Origin of the sequence: Bacillus sp. OV322 (genome assembly GCF_900112495.1) — a bacterium.
Lineage (GTDB): Bacteria > Bacillota > Bacilli > Bacillales > DSM-1321 > Peribacillus.
Genome location: NZ_FOMA01000004.1, coordinates 469,927 through 490,099 on the forward strand (window position 1 = coordinate 469,927; position 20,173 = coordinate 490,099).

The 20,173-nt window shown below is 43.0% G+C and carries 18 protein-coding genes, 1 riboswitch and 1 other annotated feature; of the genes, 7 read left to right on the forward strand and 11 right to left on the reverse strand.

All coding sequences use genetic code 11. The features are described 5' to 3' along the window. Positions 1-54: 54 nt before the first annotated feature. On the forward strand, positions 55-276 hold the full coding sequence (locus tag BM126_RS12455) for a DeoR family transcriptional regulator (RefSeq protein WP_083392038.1): 222 nt from the start codon (positions 55-57) through the stop codon (positions 274-276). A gap of 116 nt (positions 277-392) precedes the next feature. Here the strand turns inward: BM126_RS12455 and BM126_RS12460 are convergent, their stop codons facing one another. After that, on the reverse strand, positions 393-1,118 hold the full coding sequence (locus BM126_RS12460; RefSeq protein WP_090989806.1) for a pseudouridine synthase: 726 nt from the start codon (positions 1,116-1,118) through the stop codon (positions 393-395). A 119-nt stretch (positions 1,119-1,237) separates the two neighbouring features. Next, positions 1,238-2,854, reverse strand: coding sequence for a putative polysaccharide biosynthesis protein (locus BM126_RS12465; RefSeq protein WP_090989807.1), 1,617 nt, complete (start codon positions 2,852-2,854; stop codon positions 1,238-1,240). Positions 2,855-3,903: 1,049 nt separating this feature from the next. Here BM126_RS12465 and BM126_RS12470 point away from each other — a divergent pair. Further along, entirely contained in the window at positions 3,904-5,187 is a 1,284-nt protein-coding gene (locus BM126_RS12470; protein ID WP_090989808.1) for a BaiN/RdsA family NAD(P)/FAD-dependent oxidoreductase, read from the forward strand. Between the two features lie 59 nt (positions 5,188-5,246). Here the strand turns inward: BM126_RS12470 and BM126_RS12475 are convergent, their stop codons facing one another. The 5 genes from BM126_RS12475 to BM126_RS12495 form a co-directional block, all read right to left on the reverse strand. Continuing rightward, on the reverse strand, positions 5,247-5,429 hold the full coding sequence (locus BM126_RS12475; RefSeq protein ID WP_071350168.1) for a sporulation protein Cse60: 183 nt from the start codon (positions 5,427-5,429) through the stop codon (positions 5,247-5,249). A gap of 68 nt (positions 5,430-5,497) precedes the next feature. Further along, a complete protein-coding gene (locus BM126_RS12480) occupies positions 5,498-5,809 on the reverse strand; it encodes a rhodanese-like domain-containing protein (RefSeq protein WP_090989809.1) in 312 nt (103 codons plus the stop codon). 271 nt (positions 5,810-6,080) lie between these two features. After that, the gene (gene leuS / locus BM126_RS12485) at positions 6,081-8,492 is read right to left on the reverse strand and encodes a leucine--tRNA ligase (protein ID WP_090989810.1); all 2,412 of its coding nucleotides are present in this window, start codon (positions 8,490-8,492) and stop codon (positions 6,081-6,083) included. A 62-nt stretch (positions 8,493-8,554) separates the two neighbouring features. Next, positions 8,555-8,782 (reverse strand) — a binding site (T-box leader). A gap of 136 nt (positions 8,783-8,918) precedes the next feature. After that, a complete protein-coding gene (locus tag BM126_RS12490) occupies positions 8,919-10,112 on the reverse strand; it encodes an MDR family MFS transporter (protein WP_090989811.1) in 1,194 nt (397 codons plus the stop codon). A 192-nt stretch (positions 10,113-10,304) separates the two neighbouring features. Then, the gene (locus tag BM126_RS12495; protein WP_090989853.1) at positions 10,305-10,568 is read right to left on the reverse strand and encodes a YtzC family protein; all 264 of its coding nucleotides are present in this window, start codon (positions 10,566-10,568) and stop codon (positions 10,305-10,307) included. 272 nt (positions 10,569-10,840) lie between these two features. On the opposite strand from BM126_RS12495, the gene BM126_RS12500 reads away from it, so the two are divergent. Further along, positions 10,841-11,806 (forward strand): tRNA modification radical SAM protein MnmL/YtqA, encoded by a 966-nt coding sequence (locus BM126_RS12500; RefSeq protein WP_090989812.1) that lies wholly within the window; start codon positions 10,841-10,843, stop codon positions 11,804-11,806. Beyond that, entirely contained in the window at positions 11,803-12,375 is a 573-nt protein-coding gene (locus BM126_RS12505; RefSeq protein WP_090989813.1) for a tRNA 5-(aminomethyl)-2-thiouridylate-methyltransferase MnmM, read from the forward strand. Before BM126_RS12500 ends, BM126_RS12505 begins: the two co-directional genes overlap by 4 nt. 53 nt (positions 12,376-12,428) lie before the next feature. Here BM126_RS12505 and BM126_RS12510 read toward each other — a convergent pair whose 3' ends face one another. Beyond that, positions 12,429-13,235: an alpha/beta hydrolase gene (locus BM126_RS12510; RefSeq protein ID WP_090989814.1), complete on the reverse strand. Its 807-nt coding sequence runs from the start codon at positions 13,233-13,235 to the stop codon at positions 12,429-12,431. Positions 13,236-13,363: 128 nt separating this feature from the next. On the opposite strand from BM126_RS12510, the gene BM126_RS12515 reads away from it, so the two are divergent. Next, positions 13,364-13,885 (forward strand): gamma carbonic anhydrase, encoded by a 522-nt coding sequence (locus BM126_RS12515; RefSeq protein ID WP_090989815.1) that lies wholly within the window; start codon positions 13,364-13,366, stop codon positions 13,883-13,885. 188 nt (positions 13,886-14,073) lie between these two features. On the opposite strand, the gene metK is transcribed toward BM126_RS12515, so the two are convergent. Beyond that, positions 14,074-15,276, reverse strand: coding sequence for a methionine adenosyltransferase (gene metK, locus BM126_RS12520; RefSeq protein WP_090989816.1), 1,203 nt, complete (start codon positions 15,274-15,276; stop codon positions 14,074-14,076). A 233-nt stretch (positions 15,277-15,509) separates the two neighbouring features. Beyond that, a riboswitch (SAM riboswitch) is annotated at positions 15,510-15,659 on the reverse strand. Between the two features lie 475 nt (positions 15,660-16,134). Between metK and pckA the strand changes: the two genes are divergently transcribed. Beyond that, positions 16,135-17,721: a phosphoenolpyruvate carboxykinase (ATP) gene (gene pckA / locus BM126_RS12525; RefSeq protein WP_090989817.1), complete on the forward strand. Its 1,587-nt coding sequence runs from the start codon at positions 16,135-16,137 to the stop codon at positions 17,719-17,721. 49 nt (positions 17,722-17,770) lie between these two features. Here the strand turns inward: pckA and BM126_RS12530 are convergent, their stop codons facing one another. Both BM126_RS12530 and BM126_RS12535 read right to left on the reverse strand, forming a co-directional pair. After that, positions 17,771-18,013 (reverse strand): DUF2584 domain-containing protein, encoded by a 243-nt coding sequence (locus tag BM126_RS12530; RefSeq protein ID WP_071350179.1) that lies wholly within the window; start codon positions 18,011-18,013, stop codon positions 17,771-17,773. A 44-nt stretch (positions 18,014-18,057) separates the two neighbouring features. Further along, entirely contained in the window at positions 18,058-18,846 is a 789-nt protein-coding gene (locus BM126_RS12535; RefSeq protein WP_090989818.1) for an alpha/beta hydrolase family protein, read from the reverse strand. Between the two features lie 304 nt (positions 18,847-19,150). On the opposite strand from BM126_RS12535, the gene BM126_RS12540 reads away from it, so the two are divergent. Beyond that, positions 19,151-20,149: an ABC transporter substrate-binding protein gene (locus tag BM126_RS12540; RefSeq protein ID WP_090989819.1), complete on the forward strand. Its 999-nt coding sequence runs from the start codon at positions 19,151-19,153 to the stop codon at positions 20,147-20,149. Positions 20,150-20,173 lie beyond the last annotated feature (24 nt).

The window sequence follows — 20,173 nt, forward strand, 5'->3', positions numbered from 1 at the left end:
GGTTGTGTTTTCATTCGTCCCAGGAACAAATGAAAAAGAATAGGGAGTGATTTTTTGAAACCTTCAACAAATCGCATGTTAACCCGTATTAAATCCGTTTATATGTTTATAAGTAATAACGGTACGGTTTCTACTCAAGAACTTGTAGAAGAATTTGGCATCACTCCTCGAACGGTACAGCGCGATTTAAATGTGTTAGCCTATAACGACTTAGTCAAAAGCCCAAGCCGTGGCTTATGGACCATCACTAACAAGAGGGTAAAGGTGTCATCTTAGCGTTACACAGCCTGCAGCATGCAGGTTCACAGATATAAAAAAAGAAAAACATATAAATAGAACGAGGCCGGCTTAGGAGCCCGCCTCGTTTTTTTGCGATAATAGAACTTATTTTTTTATTCTTCAGGATTATAGCCGGATTTAAGTTCTTCGACTTCTTCGTTGGTCAATTCCCTGTATTCCCCGAGTTCCAGCTCCTCATCAAGCTGCAGGCTGCCCATGGAAATCCGCTTCAGATAAACGACCTTTTTGCCGACTGCCTCAAACATTCTTTTGACCTGATGAAATTTCCCTTCGGTAATTGTTAATTCGATATCAGAAGTCAGCCCTGATTTCAAAATGTTCAATTCACCGGGCTTTGTCACGTATCCATCATCAAATTCAACACCCTCGCGGAATGCTTTTGCATCTTGATCAGTGACTTTTCCTTCGATGACTGCAAAATAGGTTTTCGGCACATGTTTCTTGGGAGAAAGCAGCTGATGTGCAAGCGATCCATCATTTGTAAGAAGCAAAAGCCCTTCCGTATCCTTATCCAGCCTTCCAACTGGAAATGGTTCAAATATCTGATCCTCAGGCTGGAGAATATCAATTACTGTTTCCTGGTATTTATCTTCAGTAGCCGATAAAACCCCCTGAGGTTTATTCATCATCAGGTAAATAAATTCCCTGTATTGTACTTCTTCTCCATGAACAGTTACTACATCCGCATCGGGTTCCACGTGTTCCTTTGAACTTTTGATGACTGTTTCATTCACTTTGACTGCACCGGATTTCAGCAGCTTTTTCACATCTTTCCTGCTTCCTAATCCTGCATTGGACAGTAGCTTATCGATTCTCATAGTATCCCCCTTAATAAATGCGGTTCCTCTTTTAAAAGGCCCTGCCACTTAAAACGGCAAGGCCTTGTTAAACAAAAATATCTTTTCCCGATATTTTCCTATAGTAAACACAAGATGCATTAAAATTTAAGCCGGAGCTTCTGCTGGAGCCTTTCGATTCTCCTGCCAAAAAGCTGAATGGCAAGGCCGCTCTTAACTGAAAGTATAAAGTACACAACAGCACCTAATCCTGCACAAATGACCGTAAAGAGAACAGACTGCATTCTATCTTCAGGATTAAGAACAGGCGCCAGGAGCCATTCAGCTCCCCAGACAACTAAAGCCATTCCTGCCGTGAATGCTGCCATAAGCAATGTTCTTTGAATGACCATCTTATATTTGTAGCCTGTAAAATAAGTAATGATATACATATTAATCAGACAAGCTGCCAGATATCCGATTGTTGTCGCATAAATGGAGCCTTCAGTATGAAACATTTCTATCATGGGAATGTTTAGAGCTAATTTAATCAGGATTCCTGTCAGCAGACTGAGCACAGTAAACTTTTGCTGATTGATTCCCTGCAAAACGGCTGCAGTAACTGAGAAAAGGGCGAATAGTATCGCAGCTGGAGCATAAGTCTCGAGCACACTGACCCCTAGCGCATCATACCCGTAAAAAGCCGTGTAAACTGGTTTGGCCAAGATGGACATCCCGATGACGGCAGGCAATGTCAAAAACATTAAAATCTGAAAGGCCTGATTCAGCTGGTTGCTGAAGGTGTCCATACTATTTTCAATAAATGCCTTTGTAACGGTCGGAACAATGCTCATCGCAAAGGCCGTTGCAAGAGTCATTGGAATAATGACCAGTTTCTGTGCTGAAAAGTTCAGGATTCCCAGTGCATTTCCTGACATTTTCGCCTGGCCGATATTGGCCATAGCCCTATTAAAGGTCAATGTATCCACCCATTGAAACAGCGGCATTGCAATACCGACAAAAACAAATGGAATAGACGATATAAGTATTTCTTTATAAATCTGCGGCAAGGATATTTGCACAGCACCCTTATCCTTCACCAGAAGATCCGCAATGTCGTCTTTTCTTTTTTTCCAGTACCAGAGAAGAACAGCCAGGCTTCCGACAGCTCCTGCAGTTGCTGCAAAGGTAGCAATGCTGATGGCGGTGACAAGACTTCCATCCATCACCTTCATCACAATAAATACTCCCCCGAGAAGGACAATGATCCTGACTGCCTGCTCCACTACTTGTGAAACAGCTGTAGGGCCCATGGACTGATGGCCCTGAAAATAACCCCTGATCAGGCTCATGAATGGCACGAGGATCAAGGCAAAACTCACCGCTCGCATGACCGTCGTTATATCTTCTACCGTAAAGTTCTGGCTTTTACTGACAGTCACAAAGCTGGCGATTGATGGAGAAGATATGTACATAAGGACGAATGCAGCAAATCCAGTGACCATCATGATTTTTAGACCAGATTTGAATAGCCTTTGGCCAACTGCATATTCCTCAAGTGCATTATATTTGGAAACAAATTTTGAAACAGCCAGCGGCAGCCCTCCAGTTGCCAGGCTGATGAATAAAGTGTACGGAATGTATGCATATTGATAGAGTTCAGAACCTTTTGCGCCTACAAGCGCTTCAAAAGGAATTACATAAAACAATCCAATTAATTTAGACAGCACCATTCCAAAAGTCAAAATAAAAGTTCCTCTTAAAAGCTTTGATGACATCTAATCCCTTCCTGCCTATGTTCAGTTAACGTTTTCACACGCTCTTTATACTACCACAAATGACTTTATGAAGCTTTTTGAAGACCACTATAAAGCGGCTATTAAAACTAAAAACAGTTTACTCTTTCCTCTTCCCATTTACAATGAGGAAACCATTTCCTTTTCCTAGATGCAAGGCATCATCAAGAAGTTTAGCAAAAGAAATACACCGCAACAAGGAATAACCATTTGCCATAACGTTCCATACACACCAAGAAACTTTTACTTCCATATAAAGAATGCATTATAATATAAAAGCGCAAGCGCCTGGTCAGCCTCGACCAGCATAAGGCGGGTGAGAATAGAAGGCGCTCTTTGCCTTCTCTTCTTGCGTGACTTATGACCTCGAGAGGCTAGGCGCTGAAGCTGGACTAATAAAAAAAGCGCAAGCGCTTGACCAGCTTGCGAAGCAAATAGGGATTTGGCCTTAGAAGGCGCTCTTTGCCTTCTGAGGACAAATCATCTTTTGCACAGCAAGCTAAGCGCTGGAGCTGGACTAATATAAAAGCGCAAGCGCTTTGTGCGGATCAAAGACTAAAAACGCCACGTCCTGCGGCAACGTCTTTGTGACCCTCATCCTGTAGGCCTCAGCAAGCTAAGCTTTGGATTCAGAAAGTGAACAACTATACGAAAAGGCTCTTTTCTTAAGGCTCTTTTCTTAAAGATTGTTGTTTTTTTAATTTGTTATGTGAGGCGTTCCCATTCTCAAGTCAGGTTGATTGGAGCGTAAGGTGCGAGACTCCTCCGGGATGAGCAGAACAGGTGAGACCCCGCAGGCGCAGCCGAGGAGGCTCACCGGCTGCCCCGCAGAAAGCGAGCATCCTGGAGAGGAAATCAACCACCTTGTTTCATAGCAACAAAGTTTACGAAAACAGCCTTTCTTAAAGATCGTTGTTTTTAAATAAGTTCTGTGAGGCGTCCCATTGTTAAGTCAGGTTGATTGGGCGGAAATCAACCACCTTGTTCAGCAGCAACAAAGTTTACGAAATAGACAAGAAGCGGTGATAGAGATGAAATATGATGTAATAGTTATTGGCGGCGGGCCGTCAGGATTAATGGCTGCCATAGCTGCCGGTGAAAAAGGATTAAACGTCCTTTTGGCTGATAAAGGAGAAAAATTAGGCAGAAAGCTTGCCATTTCCGGCGGCGGGCGCTGCAATGTTACAAATCGCCTTTCCATTGATGAAATTATAAAGCACATACCAGGAAATGGACGCTTTTTATATAGTGCGTTTTCTGTATTTAATAATGAAGATATTATTGTTTTTTTTGAAAAGCTGGGAATTCAGCTGAAGGAAGAAGATCATGGCCGGATGTTTCCTGTAAACAATAAGGCACAAAGCGTTGTAGATGCCCTGATTACAAAGCTGAAAGATTTGAATGTCACTATTTTCACTAATTCCCCTGTTGCAGATGTGGAGTATGAAAACGGCAGGACTGCGGGAGTTAGATTCAAGGATGGCCAGTATTTTTCTGCAGATGCAATTGTGATAGCGGTCGGCGGCAAATCTGTGCCTCATACCGGTTCGACAGGCGACGGATATGCCTGGGCGAAAAAGGCAGGCCACACCATAACAGATTTATTCCCAACAGAGGTCCCCATTACAAGCGATGAGGAATTCATCAGGAATAAAACTCTCCAGGGGCTCTCTTTACGGGACGCAGACTTAAGTGTCCTGAACCCTAAGGGAAAAAGCCTTATTACACATAAAATGGACATGATATTCACCCATTTTGGCATCTCGGGTCCCGCCGTCCTGCGCTGCAGCCAATTTGTTGTAAAAGCCATGAAAAAGTGGAAACTCCCCCGTGTGACCATGATGCTTGATGCTTTGCCTGACAAAAACAAAGAGGAATTATTCCAGGACATCATGAAAGAAGTGAAGGCCGAGCCCAAAAAAGCCATTAAAAATGCACTCAAGGGTTTGCTGCCTGAGCGTTACCTGCATTTCCTCCTTGAAAAAAGCGAAATCGGACTTCAAGAGCAAGGAGGAACGATTTCACACGAAAAACTAAGGGCTTTTGCTTCTCTTTGCAAGGATTTCCGTTTTACCGTCAACGGGACACAGCCGCTTGAAAAGGCGTTTGTAACAGGCGGCGGTGTTTCAGTCAAAGAAATCCATCCAAAGGAAATGGCTTCAAAATTCATGGACGGGCTATACTTTTGCGGTGAAATTCTTGATATCCACGGATACACCGGGGGCTATAATATTACCTCCGCACTTGTGACTGGACGGCTTGCTGGCCAAAATGCAGCATTATACAGCAAGTCTCAGAAAATGAACTCATACTGATTGCTGCACCGTATAGAAAAAGAGGCATCCATTAAGGATAGCCTCTTTTCTATCTGTTTTTACTTCTTGTAAATGACCATGGCACTGAAGCAGTAGATTTGTTCTTCTTCTTCTTCGCCAGTCGCAGCGACATTGTATTTGATATCCACAATTTGATTATCACGGATATTCTTTAGAAACACATTCATTTCTGATTCCAGATCTTTTTCATGCTCATAATCAAATAGCTTTACTTGGATCAATGCCTCTCCCCTGCCTTTTTTAAAACAGGGTTCCCATCATTTAGTAAAAATATACCTGAAAAAGGTAATTATTTAACAATAACTTCTCCGTCCCAATTCATCATTCCGCCAGTCATGTTCCGCACTTTAAATCCTTGGTCATGCATATAGTGGCATACATTTATGCTGCGCCGTCCAGAGCGGCAAATAAAAATATATTCTTTACTTTTATCAAAATAATCCAGATTATCAGGAATAGTATTCATTCTGATATGCTTGGCACCTTCAATCATGCCGAATTGAACTTCATCATCTTCACGGACATCCACAAGTTCAAGATTTTCTCCTGCTTCTATCTTCTTTTGCAGTTCTTCTGTGGTAATTTCTTTGATTTCTTCCATTTGTGCACCTCTTTTACTCATTTTATTGTCATCCGGCTTTTTCAGTACTGCACCATTTCAAGTCGGGGATAACTGCACCACAAGGCCCGGCAGACTCTGCTTTCCATCAGTGGCCGATGATTCTCCGCACGGATGTGATTTTCTTCATTATAACAGTTTTTTAGAATCTTTCTAAGTGCTGCGTTTTGTAGTCCAAGGCTATTGTAGCTACAAGCCGTTTTTCGCAACAAGCAAACACCCCCAATTTATGGAGGTGTCTGATGTTACACTATTAGTTCGCTACTATGTTTACAAGCTTGCCAGGAACGGCAATTACTTTGCGGACCGTTTTCCCATCGATTTGTTCTTTGATTGCATCGTCGCCCATTGCGATTTCTTCCAATTTTTCTTTTGTTGTATCAGCAGGTACCATTAATTTCGTTTTAACTTTTCCATTGACCTGAAGAACAATCTCAATTTCATCGTCAGCAAGCTTTGCTTCATCATAAGCAGGCCATGCTTCATATGAGATAGTGCCTGTATGTCCTAGCATTTCCCAAAGTTCTTCAGCAATATGTGGAGCGACAGGTGACAGCATCTTCACAAATCCTTCAACATATGCTTTTGGCAGAACATCTGCTTTATAAGCGTCATTAATGAATACCATTAATTGTGAAATAGCTGTATTGAATTTCAATTCCTCATAATTCTCGGTTACTTTTTTAACAGTCTGATGATACACTTTTTCAAGCTTTCCATCATCTTTTCCTGAAATTTTTGTTGATAAAGTTCCGTTTTCCTCTACCAATAACCTCCATACACGGTCAAGGAAGCGGCGTGAGCCGTCTAACCCATTTGTCGACCATGCAATCGATGCATCAAGAGGACCCATGAACATTTCGTACATCCGAAGCGTATCTGCTCCATGGCTGTTTACGATGTCATCCGGATTCACGACATTCCCTTTTGACTTACTCATTTTTTCGTTGTTGGAGCCTAAAATCATTCCCTGGTTGAATAGCTTCTGGAATGGTTCTTTTGTAGGCACAACACCGATGTCGTATAAGAATTTATGCCAAAAACGTGCATACAGCAAATGAAGAACGGCATGCTCGGCACCGCCGATATACATATCCACTGGAAGCCATTCTTTTAATTTTTCAGGATCAGCGATCGCTTCCGTATTATGAGGATCGATATAACGAAGGAAGTACCAGCTGCTTCCTGCCCATTGAGGCATTGTGTTCGTTTCACGGCGTCCTTTTCTTCCGTTTTCATCTGTGACGTTTACCCATTCCGTAATATTAGCAAGCGGAGATTCCCCCGTGCCGGATGGTTTGATTTCCGCTGTTTCCGGAAGGATGACAGGAAGATCTTTTTCAGCAACCGCCTCAACGGCTCCATCTTCCCAATGAATGATCGGGATAGGCTCTCCCCAATAACGCTGGCGGCTGAAAAGCCAATCGCGCAGGCGGTAGGTTACCTTCTTTTCACCGATTCCTTTTTCCTGAAGCCAGCCTATCATTTTTTGGATGGCACTTTCTTTATCCATGCCATCCAAAAATCCGGAATTAACATGCTTGCCGTCTCCGGTATAAGCTTCCTCTTCAACATTTCCTCCAAACACAACCTCTTTGATCGGTAAATCAAACTTCTTCGCGAATTCGTAATCACGCTCATCATGGGCAGGCACAGCCATGATGGCTCCGGTTCCATAGCTCATCAAAACATAATCCGCAATCCAGATTGGCATTCTTTCTCCATTAACCGGGTTGATGGCATAAGCGCCTGTAAATGCGCCGGTCTTTTCTTTAGATAGCTCAGTCCGTTCAAGATCGCTTTTATTTTTCACTTCCTGGATGTAAGCCTCAACTGCTGCCTTTTGGCCATCTGCCGTTATTTTTTCAACAAAAGGATGCTCTGGTGAAAGCACAGCATATGTCGCTCCAAACAATGTATCTGGACGAGTCGTAAAGACTGTAAATGTTTCTTCATGACCTTCAATCGCAAATGTCACTTCTGCTCCCTCTGAACGGCCGATCCAGTTTCTTTGCATATCCTTTATATTTTCAGGCCAAGCCACTTCATCAAGATCATCAATTAAGCGGTCGGCATATGCTGTAATGCGAAGCACCCATTGTTTCATTGGGCGGCGTTCTACCGGATGCCCGCCGCGTTCGCTTTTTCCGTCGATAACTTCTTCATTCGCCAGTACGGTCCCAAGAGCCGGACACCAGTTAACAGCTACTTCGTCAATATAGGCAAGTCCCTTTTCATAAAGCTTTGTAAAAATCCATTGTGTCCATTTATAGTAATCAGGTGAAGTTGTGTTAATTTCCCTGTCCCAATCATACGAAAATCCAAGTGATTGGATCTGGCGGCGGAATGTATTGACATTATGCTCCGTAAACCCTGCTGGATGGTTTCCTGTATCAAGTGCATATTGCTCTGCAGGAAGGCCGAATGCATCCCAGCCCATAGGGTGGAGCACTTTATATCCCTGCATTCTTTTTAGGCGGGCAAGAATATCGCTTGCCGTATAGCTGACAGGATGCCCTACATGGAGGCCTGCTCCGGACGGGTAGGGAAACATATCAAGAGAATAGAATTTCCGTTTTCCCTTTTCTTCATTTGTTAAAAAGGTCTTATGTTCCTGCCAATAATTTTGCCATTTTTTTTCGATTTTGCGATGGTTAAAACTCATAGATTTTTCCTCCTATAATAAGCATACAGTTCATAAAACATAAAAAATCCCCTCATCCCTCAAAAAGGGACGAGAGGATTATGTATGATCTTCCCGCGGTACCACCCACATTGGCGAAATAAAACTCGCCCAGCTTAAATTCCTTAACGCGGATAAACGCCAGACACTAAATAAATGCTTCATGCCTGGAACTCCAAGGCGAGTTCACGATCTCTCCTGATTGGCTTGCACCATCCGCCAACTCTCTATAACAGGTTCTAACCGCTACTGCTCCTTATCATTGTTCTTCACTTTTATTTAATTATATAGGTATTCTAGTAAATTTCTGCAAGAAAAGCAAGAGCAGGTATTTAAGATTATAAACAGTTTTTCTTTATATATTCAGAAATTAAGGAAATGTGTGCCCTTTTTCTTCAAAAATGACGGTCAAAGATTTGAAACCACCTGATTATTTTCTTCCGCCTTCTTTAAGACACGTTCATACATAAATATAGTGAAGATGGCAATGACGAATGAAATTGTAAAAATGCTGAACATCATATTCATGCCATGTGTATCGACCAGAAAACCTCCAAGAAGCGGGCCAACCATTCTTCCCGCAGTTGCCGTTGAATTGACGATACCCTGATAAAATCCTTCCCTTCCCTTTACGGCCAAATCATTAGCCACAGCAGGAACTGCAGGCCAGACAAACATTTCACCAATCGTCAAAATCACCATGGCAGTTAAAAAACCGGAAAAATCATGCGCATTCGCCGCGACTGCAAACGAAATGATAAAAATGAGCATTCCAGCAACAAGCTGTATTTTAAGCGTTTTGGCAAACCATTTAATCAGGACTTTGATGACCGGCTGCGCAAGAACGATAATCGAACCGTTTATTGCCCAGAATAGACTGTATTGCTTCAGTGATAAGCCAATTTGCTGTGTGTAGTCAGCAATGGTGGATTGCCACTGCACATATCCGATCCAGCATAAGAAGTACCCGACGCACAGAACGGATAAAGCAAGAATTTTTTTGCTGTGCTTTACAGGTATGCTTTCATTCAATACAGAAGTCTGAACGGCAGCATCACCTTCAATCCCCCTGAACCCGAACACAGCCAGCAGGAGAAAAGCCAGATACATAATAGCATTCGCAGCAAAAATGTACTGAAATGAGTAGGATGCAATAATTCCGCCCAAAGCTGATCCAAGTGCTACACCAAGATTTTGGGCAACATATATGGCATTGAAGGATTTCCTTCCGCCCTCTTTCCAGACAGAGCCAGCCATCGCGAAGATTGCCGGAAAAATAATTCCTGTACCAAAGCCTGACAGCGTCAGAAAGATTGTATATGATACTATTTCGTGATTGGCTACCATGCCGATTGATGATGCAAAGGTAATGAACACTCCCGCCAGCACACTTTTATAGCCGCCTGCCTTATCAAAAAGATAACCGCCGCAAAGGTTGCCGAAAACGCTGGCAAGGGAATTCGCCATTAATACAAGCCCTGCAGCAGATAATGATTCCCCTAGATATTTATGAAGATATATTGTATTTAAAGGCCACAGGAATGATGAAGCAGTTACATTCAAGGCCATTCCGATAATTAAAAGCCATAATGATCGAGGCATCATTAACCTCCTTCTATGTGTAAGTTTCTTTTTGAACCCACATTATTCTATTGCTTTTTTAGAACGGCTGCAATACTTTTTTTATGTCTTTTCCATGAATTTAGAGTTTCTGCCTTTTTTTGAAAATATAGAATATAACCCGCAAAAAAAGGCACTGGAAATAAAAATTCCTCAGTGCCTTTTTGCCTTTTCTTAATGGCTAAGCAGAATCATGTTATTTTGCATCTGCTGAAGCTGAAGCCTCATACGGTGCAGCTGCTCTCTCTGCTGATGATTGCAGCTTTCCCACATCCGGTCCACATCATTTAATGCTTCCTGCAGCAGTCCTTGTGAATCTGTATATGCTAAATCTCCGTAATGCTCCTGTTTAGCGCCTTCCCTGTACTGTTCAAGGCCGCTTCTGAGAGCAGCTTCACATTGCTGCAGGCAATCTTCAATTGATTGTCTTGTCGCCATCCATATCCTCTCCCCAGGTAGCTTGTATGATGAAATCATCATCCCTCCTAGTTTCTGCTAACACCGCCCGTAATATCTCATACAAGAAAAACCAATTTCAAACTTCATCCCCAAGACCGCACAAGCCAGTGGAAAAAAAACCGAAAATTTGAGATGATACATATAAAGCGCAAGCGCCTGTTCAGCCTCGACCAGCATAAGGCGCATCAGAAAGCGCAGTAAAAAGAAACAATATAACCAAGGTAAAGCCAAGGTTTTGGGAGGTTTTTGATATGTCCGGGAGTAACCCGTTTATATATGCTTCAGATGATAAGAGGTATCATACGTGGAATTACCACCTCAGACAGGAGTTCGGCCACAAGGTATTCAAGGTGGCCCTGGATGGCGGGTTTGACTGTCCAAACCGTGATGGAACAGTGGCACATGGCGGCTGCACCTTCTGCAGTGCGGCTGGATCTGGTGATTTTGCCGGAAACAGGGCAGAAGATCTTGAAGTCCAATTCAAAAAGGTAAGCGAGAAGATGCACGACAAGTGGAAGGATGGCAAGTATATGGCCTACTTCCAGGCATTTACGAACACCCATGCTCCTCTTGAAGAATTAAAGGAAAAATATGAGCTTGTTCTTAAACAGGAAGGTGTTGTTGGGCTATCCATTGCCACAAGGCCGGATTGCCTTCCTGAGGATGTTGTTGAGTATCTCGCCGAACTGAATCAGCGCACCTACCTGTGGGTGGAGCTCGGGCTTCAGACCGTGCATGAAAAAACAGCAGAGCTGATTAACCGCGCCCATGATTTTGAGTGCTATAAAACAGGGGTAAGCAAGCTAAGAAAGCATGGAATCCGGGTTTGTACCCACATCATCAACGGCCTCCCGCAAGAGTCGGCAGAAATGATGATGGAAACCGCACGCGAAGCAGCAAAACTAGATGTTCAGGGTATTAAAATTCATCTTCTGCACCTTCTTAAGGGTACTCCAATGGTAAAGCAATATGAAAAAGGACTGCTCGAATTTTTATCTTTTGATGACTATATAAGCCTTGTTGCAGATCAGCTTGAAATCATCCCGCCGGAAATGATCATTCACAGAATTACTGGCGACGGTCCCATCGAACTGATGGTTGGCCCAATGTGGAGCCTTAACAAGTGGAAGGTGTTAAACGCAATAGACGCAGAGCTTAAAAGACGTGACAGCTGGCAGGGTAAATTTTACGAACAAGTTCTTGAGGTACAGCCATGAAACTGAAAAAAAACCTGCCGTTTGCACAATCATTGCTTCAAACGGCCATTGCGCCTGGTGACATCGCAATTGACGGTACAGCAGGCAATGGCCACGACACCGTCTACCTTGCAGGGCTCACTGGAAAAGATGGACATGTTTACGGATTTGATATTCAAAAAGAAGCAATTGAACATACCGCAAAGAAACTTGCCGATGCCAATCTGGATCAGCAATGCACACTTTTCCAGACAGGGCATCAGCATATCACCGCCAACATTCCCAAAAAGCACTTCGGCAAAATAACTGGAGCAATTTTTAATTTAGGCTACCTGCCAGGCGGCGATAAAACGATTGTAACCATGGCATCGACAACCATTCCGGCCATTGAACAGCTGCTTGATATCATGGCCCCTGAAGGAATCATTGTTTTAGTCATTTATCACGGCCATCCCGGAGGATCACGGGAAAAAGATGAAATCCTGGCGTTTGCAGCCGGGCTGGATCAGCAAAAAGCCCATGTCCTGCAATACAGTTTTATCAACCAGGTAAACAGCCCCCCATTTGTTATAGCCATCGAAAAAAGATAAAAAGGTTTGCCGTCCCGGATCAGGGCTGGCAAACCTTTTTAATTGGTTGTACATTACTGCATAATATAACCTAGTGCCCTTAGTCTGTTCTCCACAAACCCAAGGGCATATCGGAAAACATCTTCTCTTTCAGGCTCATTAAATATTTCATGATACAGTCCCGGCCATTCTTTAAACTGCTTTTCGCTGCAAAGATTGTAATTGAACCAATCACGCACAAGACGCTTGTCCACAATTTTATCATCTCCGCCCTGCATGACCAGAAGGGGAAGATCTTCAAATTCAGGAATTTCTTCAAACGCTTCTTTCATTGCGTTAAGCAGTTCCCTATACCAGCGGACAGAAACCTTCGTTACAAAAAGAGAATCATTAAGATCAGATTCTTTGATATCATCATTTCTAGTTGCTAACTCGGGTGTAAGCCCTGCATCTATTTTTAATTTAGGAAATGTAATATTAAGCCCGCGGGATAGAGCATTCATAAGCTTTGAAGGATGCAATGCCAGACCGAGACATGGAGATGACAGAATTACACCGGCAAGATCGAGCTCTTCCTCCTGCAGCAGGCGGATTGCAACAAGGCCGCCCATACTATGCCCAAGCAAAAATACCGGCAGGGAATAACTATATGCTTCCTCAATCCAGCCTCTTACTTCATATAAATATTGGTCAAAGGATTCAATATGCCCCCGAAAGGCTCTGGTTGTCATGCCCTGGCCCGGAAGATCCCCCATAATTACATGGTATCCCGATGACCTCCACATCTGAGACAGCCATTTATAGCGCCCATGATGCTCCATTGCACCATGGATCATGACAATTACACCTTTGGCGCTGCCTTCAGCCTCCCATTTCCACATACAGAAAATCCTCCTTAAAATATCTATTCTAGTTGTATTATTGCTTCAATTGCAGAATGTAATGATAACATTTGATATTATATAATCATACATAAAAAACACTCGCTTCGGAAAGGATTTGATTCTTCATGACGATTTACCCATATAAAGGAAAAATACCCGAGATTCATGAAAGCGTTTATCTTGCGGATTATTCAATCATAACCGGAGATGTGAAAATCGGCGAGGAAACGTCCATCTGGTTCAACACGGTCATCCGGGGAGATGTGGCTCCGACAGTCATAGGCAAAAAGGTCAGTATCCAGGACAACAGCGTACTGCATCAAAGTCCAGGAAATCCCCTTATCATTGAAGATGAAGTAACAGTCGGACATCAGGTTACTTTGCACAGCTGTATACTCCGCAAAGGCTCGCTCATCGGGATGGGCTCCATTGTGCTGGACGGAGCTGAAGTCGGCGAAGGTGCTTTCATTGGGGCAGGCAGCCTGGTGCCTCAGGGAAAAACCATTCCGCCTAATATGCTCGCTTTTGGCAGGCCCGCTAAAGTGATCCGGGAATTAACAGAAGAAGATAAAAAAGATATGGCGCGGATTGTCCGGGAATATGCAGAAAAGGGACAGTATTATAAGCATGCTGAACCCATCGAATAATCATTTTATTATTATTCTTAATACCGGCATTAAATAATCTGCCTTTTTAAAGTTAATCTCCCATGAATTCTATGAGGCAATCCCGCCGTAAATCAGCCGCCTTGTTCATTGCGGCAAAGTTACGAGCCAAAACAAAAAGCTGCCCTCAAAGGCCGGATTCCGGTCTTTAAGGACAGCTTTTTCCTATTTTACGCTAGATTAGCTTGTTCTTTTAAAGAATCAGCTTTGTCAGTACGTTCCCAAGGAAGATCTACATCAGTACGGCCAAAGTGTCCGTATGCTGCAGTCTGCTTGTATATCGGGCGGCGAAGATCAAGCATTTTGATGATTCCTGCCGGGCGCAAATCAAAGTTGCTGCGCACAAGATCAACCAAAATATCTTCACTGATGGTTCCTGTTCCAAATGTATCCACTGAAATGGAAACTGGCTGAGCTACACCAATAGCGTATGCAAGCTGCACTTCAACCTTGTCTGCAAGACCTGCAGCAACAAGGTTCTTTGCAACATAACGGGCTGCATATGCTGCAGAACGGTCAACTTTTGTAGCGTCTTTTCCAGAGAAAGCACCGCCGCCGTGGCGTGCATAACCGCCGTAAGTATCTACGATGATTTTGCGGCCTGTAAGACCTGCATCCCCTTGAGGTCCGCCAATTACAAAACGGCCAGTTGGGTTAATGAAGTATTTTGTATCTTCATCAATCAAATCACCAGGAACCACAGGATTAATGACATGTTCTTTTAAGTCGCTTTGGATTTGCTCTAAGCTGACTTCAGGAGCATGCTGGGTAGAGATAACGATTGTGTCGATGCGGACTGGTTTATTGTTCTCATCATACTCAACAGTTACCTGTGTTTTGCCGTCCGGGCGAAGGTAATCAAGAACTTCGTCTTTGCGGACTTGAGTCAATCTGTGTGATAGCTTGTGTGCAAGTGAAATCGGAAGAGGCATAAGCTCTTTGGTTTCATTGCAGGCAAAACCGAACATTAAGCCCTGGTCTCCTGCTCCGATGGCTTCGATTTCTTCATCAGACATTTGTCCTTCACGTGCTTCCAATGCCTGGTCAACACCTTGTGCAATATCTGCAGACTGTTCATCGATTGAACTTAATACTGCACAAGTTTGGGCATCAAAACCGTATTTGGCGCGTGTGTAGCCAATTCCTGCAATGGTGTCACGCACAATTTTCGGGATGTCTACATATGTAGACGTTGTAATTTCGCCTGCAACCAGTACTAAACCTGTTGTAACTGAGGTTTCACAAGCAACACGGGCATTTGCATCTTTTTCAAGAATTGCATCTAGTATAGAATCTGAAATTTGGTCACAAATCTTATCCGGATGGCCTTCTGTAACAGATTCAGAAGTAAATAGACGACGTTTCTTTGACATCTTATTTCCTCCTTAGAGTATGGTATGTTTTAGTTATGACTGGCAGGATTTCACTGCCTTTTCATCACTTGTTTTGACGGAGCTCGTTCCCTTATTAGTTCCAATAATAAATGCAGAATAATAACAATATGACACTCACATGCACTCTTTCGTTAAAATAAAGGCATGAAAAATGCATAAAAACCTTTCCAGGTTAGTGAGGAAAGGTTTGTTGTCTGACATCTATCCTTTCACTCTTATCGTTCAAGGGTTTCTTAGCCTTGCATCAGGTTAGCACCATCGCTAAAATTCCACTTGTCCAAATCATTCAGATGAGTCAAGTTTAATAATAGCAGGTTGCTGGGTTTCATCGGGCCTGTCCCTCCGCCAACTCGGGATAAGAGAATCCGTACAAGGTAAAATAATAACGTAAGAAGTCGAATCATGTCAACTCTTTTTTCTTGTCATTTCCGCCCTGACTTTTCAATCATCGTACGGTTTAATCGATCCCCTCGTTTTTTATCTACTGCAAGTCCTGTTTCAATCTGCCCGGCCGCACATTCTATCATTCAAGCTTTGTTTAGGCCAATGGTAATTTCCGCTTCACTTTTGAGTAATATCTGGTGGTATAAGAACCTCAGACAGCAGGAAAAATCAGGAAAATTTCACAGTCATTATTTACTTTATTTACCTTCAGACAACTGCAGTATTTCCGGGCCAAACAGTTAAAATCCCCTGTCTTTAAACTTTCCAAAACCATTAATTTTAGTCATTAAAAAAAGGCTATAAAAAGTTAGTGATTAGTATAGATTAATAGTCTCAATGTGTTATACTATTTTATATTGAACATTAAATATGATAAAGGAAGGTACCTCTTACATGAATTCCGTAGACATTTCAAATGAACTGCATCAACTATTATCCGGAAGCAACGTACATGTACAGCTTTCTGTTCCGCAGCTTGTGGAAAAAGTATTAAGCCGCAAAGAAGGAGTCCTTACTTCTACCGGCGCTGTGAAAGCGCAAACAGGAAAATATACGGGGCGCTCACCAAGAGATAAATATATAGTAAAGGAAGATTCAGTCACTGATAAAGTGGACTGGGGCACTGTCAATCAGCCGATTGCCAAGGAAGTCTTTCTTAAGCTTTATGATAAAGTAATCAGCCATTTAAAAGAAAAAGAAGAAGTTTTTGTTTTCAAAGGTTTTGCAGGTGCTGATGAAAAGACCCGCTTGCCTATTCAAATCATAAACGAATATGCCTGGCACAATTTGTTTGCCCATCAATTGTTCATCCGGCCAAATGAAGAAGAGCTCCGCGGACATAATTCTGAATTCACTGTTATCTCTGCCCCGGATTTCAAAGCTGATCCGGAACTTGACGGTACACTTACGGAAACCTTTATTATTATTTCCTTTGAAATGAAAACGGTTTTAATCGGCGGCACCGAATATGCAGGCGAAATGAAGAAATCCATCTTTTCCGTGATGAATTATCTGCTGCCTGAAAATGAGATCCTGCCTATGCATTGCTCCGCAAATGTTGGCCGCGAAGGAGATGTTGCCTTGTTTTTTGGATTATCAGGCACTGGCAAAACGACACTTTCAGCAGATCCTAACCGCCGTTTAATCGGGGATGATGAACATGGATGGTCTTCAGGCGGGGTCTTTAACATCGAAGGCGGCTGCTATGCCAAATGCATCAATTTATCAAGGGAAAAGGAACCTCAGATTTTTGATGCCATCCGTTTTGGAGCCGTGCTCGAAAATGTCGTCCTTGACCCTATTACACGTGAAGCTGATTATGATGACAGCTCTCTTACTGAAAACACAAGAGCGGCTTATCAGATCCAATCCATTGATAATATTATTGACCCCAGCATTGCTGGACATCCATCAGCCATCATATTTTTAACGGCAGACGCATCAGGCGTACTCCCGCCAATCAGCAAACTGACCAAAGAGCAAGCCATGTTCCATTTTCTAAGCGGCTATACCAGTAAATTAGCAGGTACCGAGCGCGGTGTCACATCACCTGAAGCCACTTTCTCTACCTGTTTCGGTTCACCATTCCTGCCGCTTCCTGCAAGCCGTTATGCTGAAATGCTCGGAGAACGAATCGATCAGCATGGGGCAAATGTCTTCCTTGTAAATACAGGATGGACCGGAGGAGGATACGGATCTGGAAGCAGGATGAAGCTTGCGTATACAAGAGCGATGGTACAGGCTGCGCTTGAAGGCGAACTATCCAATGTGGAAACCGTTAAGGATGAAATATTCGGATTCGATATCCCGCTGCATGTGCCAGGGGTCCCAGATCAAGTGCTCCAGCCCGGGAAAACATGGCCAGATCAAGCAGCATATGAAAAAACCGCCAAAGAACTAGCAGAAAAATTCCTGACAAATTTCCAAAAGTTCAACAATGTCCCAAGTGATATCAAAGAATTAGGCGGACCGCTTATTTAAATCGCCAAAGCCATAATCCTCCCGGATTATGGCTTTTTTTGGGTGGCATTCAGTTGGTTGAATTCAAGGAAACAAGACGATAGGTAATGGCGGTCTGTTCATTTTCCCAAGTTATTTTTTTAATAATCCCTATGCCGCTGGAGTCACTTTGAATGGTCTTCTTTACCTCAATTGGAATATCAATCGGATAAAGTCTGTACCCCTCCTTCACAAGGCTGAACATATTTTCTTCCTTGCGGATTTCGCGTCCCTTCGTTACAATCATGGTGTTCAATTCCATTGGCATCCCCATATATTAATCCTCCTACTAAAACCTTTTTCTATTTACATTTTAACTTAATGCTTCTGCACTTTCATCCATTGTGTTAAATCTCCAACTATTTTCCGGTTGACTGCAGGAGGGAAATAATGTGTGTATTCACTGAAAATCCAGCTTTCCACTAGCTTTTCTTTTTCTTTTAAGATTTTCTCTAATCGGTGAGCATGTTCCACAGATACATTCCGGTCCCTTTCCCCATGAATAATCAGGACTGGAACATTTAGCTCTTCAGCTTCGTACAATGGTGTTCTGTATTCATAGCGCTCTGGATACTTTAACGGAGTGCCGCCTATCACACGCTTCATCATCCTGCGGAGCTCCACTCTCTCTACATAGGTTAGAGCCATATCCGAAACACCTCCCCATGTCACAACTGATGTTGTATTTTCACAGGAGATGCCTGTCCATAAAGCCATCACTCCCCCTCGGGAAAAGCCAAATACATGGATACGGTCCTTCTTTACACGATGGTGATTTTCAAGCAGCTTAAAGCCGGCGAATGCATCATTTCTATCTTCACCAGCGAAATCTTCATCACCTTCGCCTCCTTGGTTTCCTCTGTAATAAGGAGCAAAAACGATAAATCCCTTTGATGCAAATTGTATGATCCTGCCTGGCCTTACCTTTCCGACATTCTTAATTCCGCCCCGCAAATATAAGAAACCCTCATATATTTCCCCTCCATCCGGTTCTGCCAGCAGGCCTTTCACATGAAGACCCTGAGACAGATATGTAACGGTATAGAGCTTGATATGCGGATGCGGAGAAGGAAAGCGCACTTTGGATATGATGGTTCCATCCATCATGAAAGTCCCCCTCTGCTATTTTATTTATTTTTAAATATGTTCTGTGAAGCGATCCCGTTGTTAAACCGGGTTGATTGGAGTGTAAGATGCGAGAAAAATCAGCCGCCTTGTTCCATAGCACCAAAGTTTACGTATTTTTCAACTTGCAATCCACTTAACTATACCCCATTCTCATGGAATCTATTTAGCATAAAACTAAGGAAAGAAAAGTGTTCCATAGGCTATCACACATTTCCCTCTCCATCATACGATAATTCAAAACAGCCCACAGGCATAATTTTCATTTAATGAAGGAGGCAACATTGTGAAGAAATGGATCAAAGCTGGATGGATTATTTTGATTGCATGTATATTAATCGTTCCTCTCGCTGCATGCGGAAAAGAGGATTTAACAAAAGTCCGGATTGCAGAGGTGACACGCTCCCTTTTTTACGCGCCTCAATATGTGGCCATTGAAAAAGGATTTTTTAAGAAAGAAGGTTTGGATATTGATCTGAAAACGACAGCCGGAGGAGATAAAACGATGACTGCCCTGTTATCCAACGGAGCAGACGTGGCATTGGTGGGGTCTGAAACATCCATATATGTTGCTGCCCAGGGATCTAAGGACCCTGTCATCAATTTCGCCCAGTTGACCCAAACAGACGGAACCTTTCTTTTTTCGAGAAAAAAAATCGATAATTTCAATTGGAATATGCTTAAGGGATCAACCTTCCTCGGCCAGAGAAAAGGCGGTATGCCCCAGATGGCTGGCGAGTTCGTGCTGAAAAAGCATGGCATCAACCCCAAAAAGGATCTCAATCTCATCCAGAATATTGACTATGCCAATATCTCGACTGCATTTGCATCCGGTACGGGGGATTTTGTTCAACTGTTTGAACCGACAGCGAGCATTTTTGAGAAGGAAGGAAAAGGGCATATCGTCGCTTCCTTCGGTACAGAGTCCGGGCATTTGCCATACACCACTTATATGTCCAAAAAAAGCTTTATAAAAAAGAATAAAAGCACAGTTGAAAAATTCACCAGGGCCATAAAAGAAGCCCAGGATTGGGTGCAAAAGCATAATGCGGGTGAAGTGGCAAAAGTTATCCAGCCATATTTCGAAGATACAGATCTGCAAACCATTGAAACGGTCATAAACCGCTATAAATCACAGGGCTCATATGCAACAGATCCCATCCTTGATAATAAGGAGTGGAATAATCTGCAAGATATCATGAATGAAGCTGGCGAGCTGCCGTCCAGGGTGGAGCATTCTAAATTGGTGAACACAGAGATTGCAGAAAAAGCTTCTAAGAAATAGCTTATCTGCCGCAGAAAGGAGTAT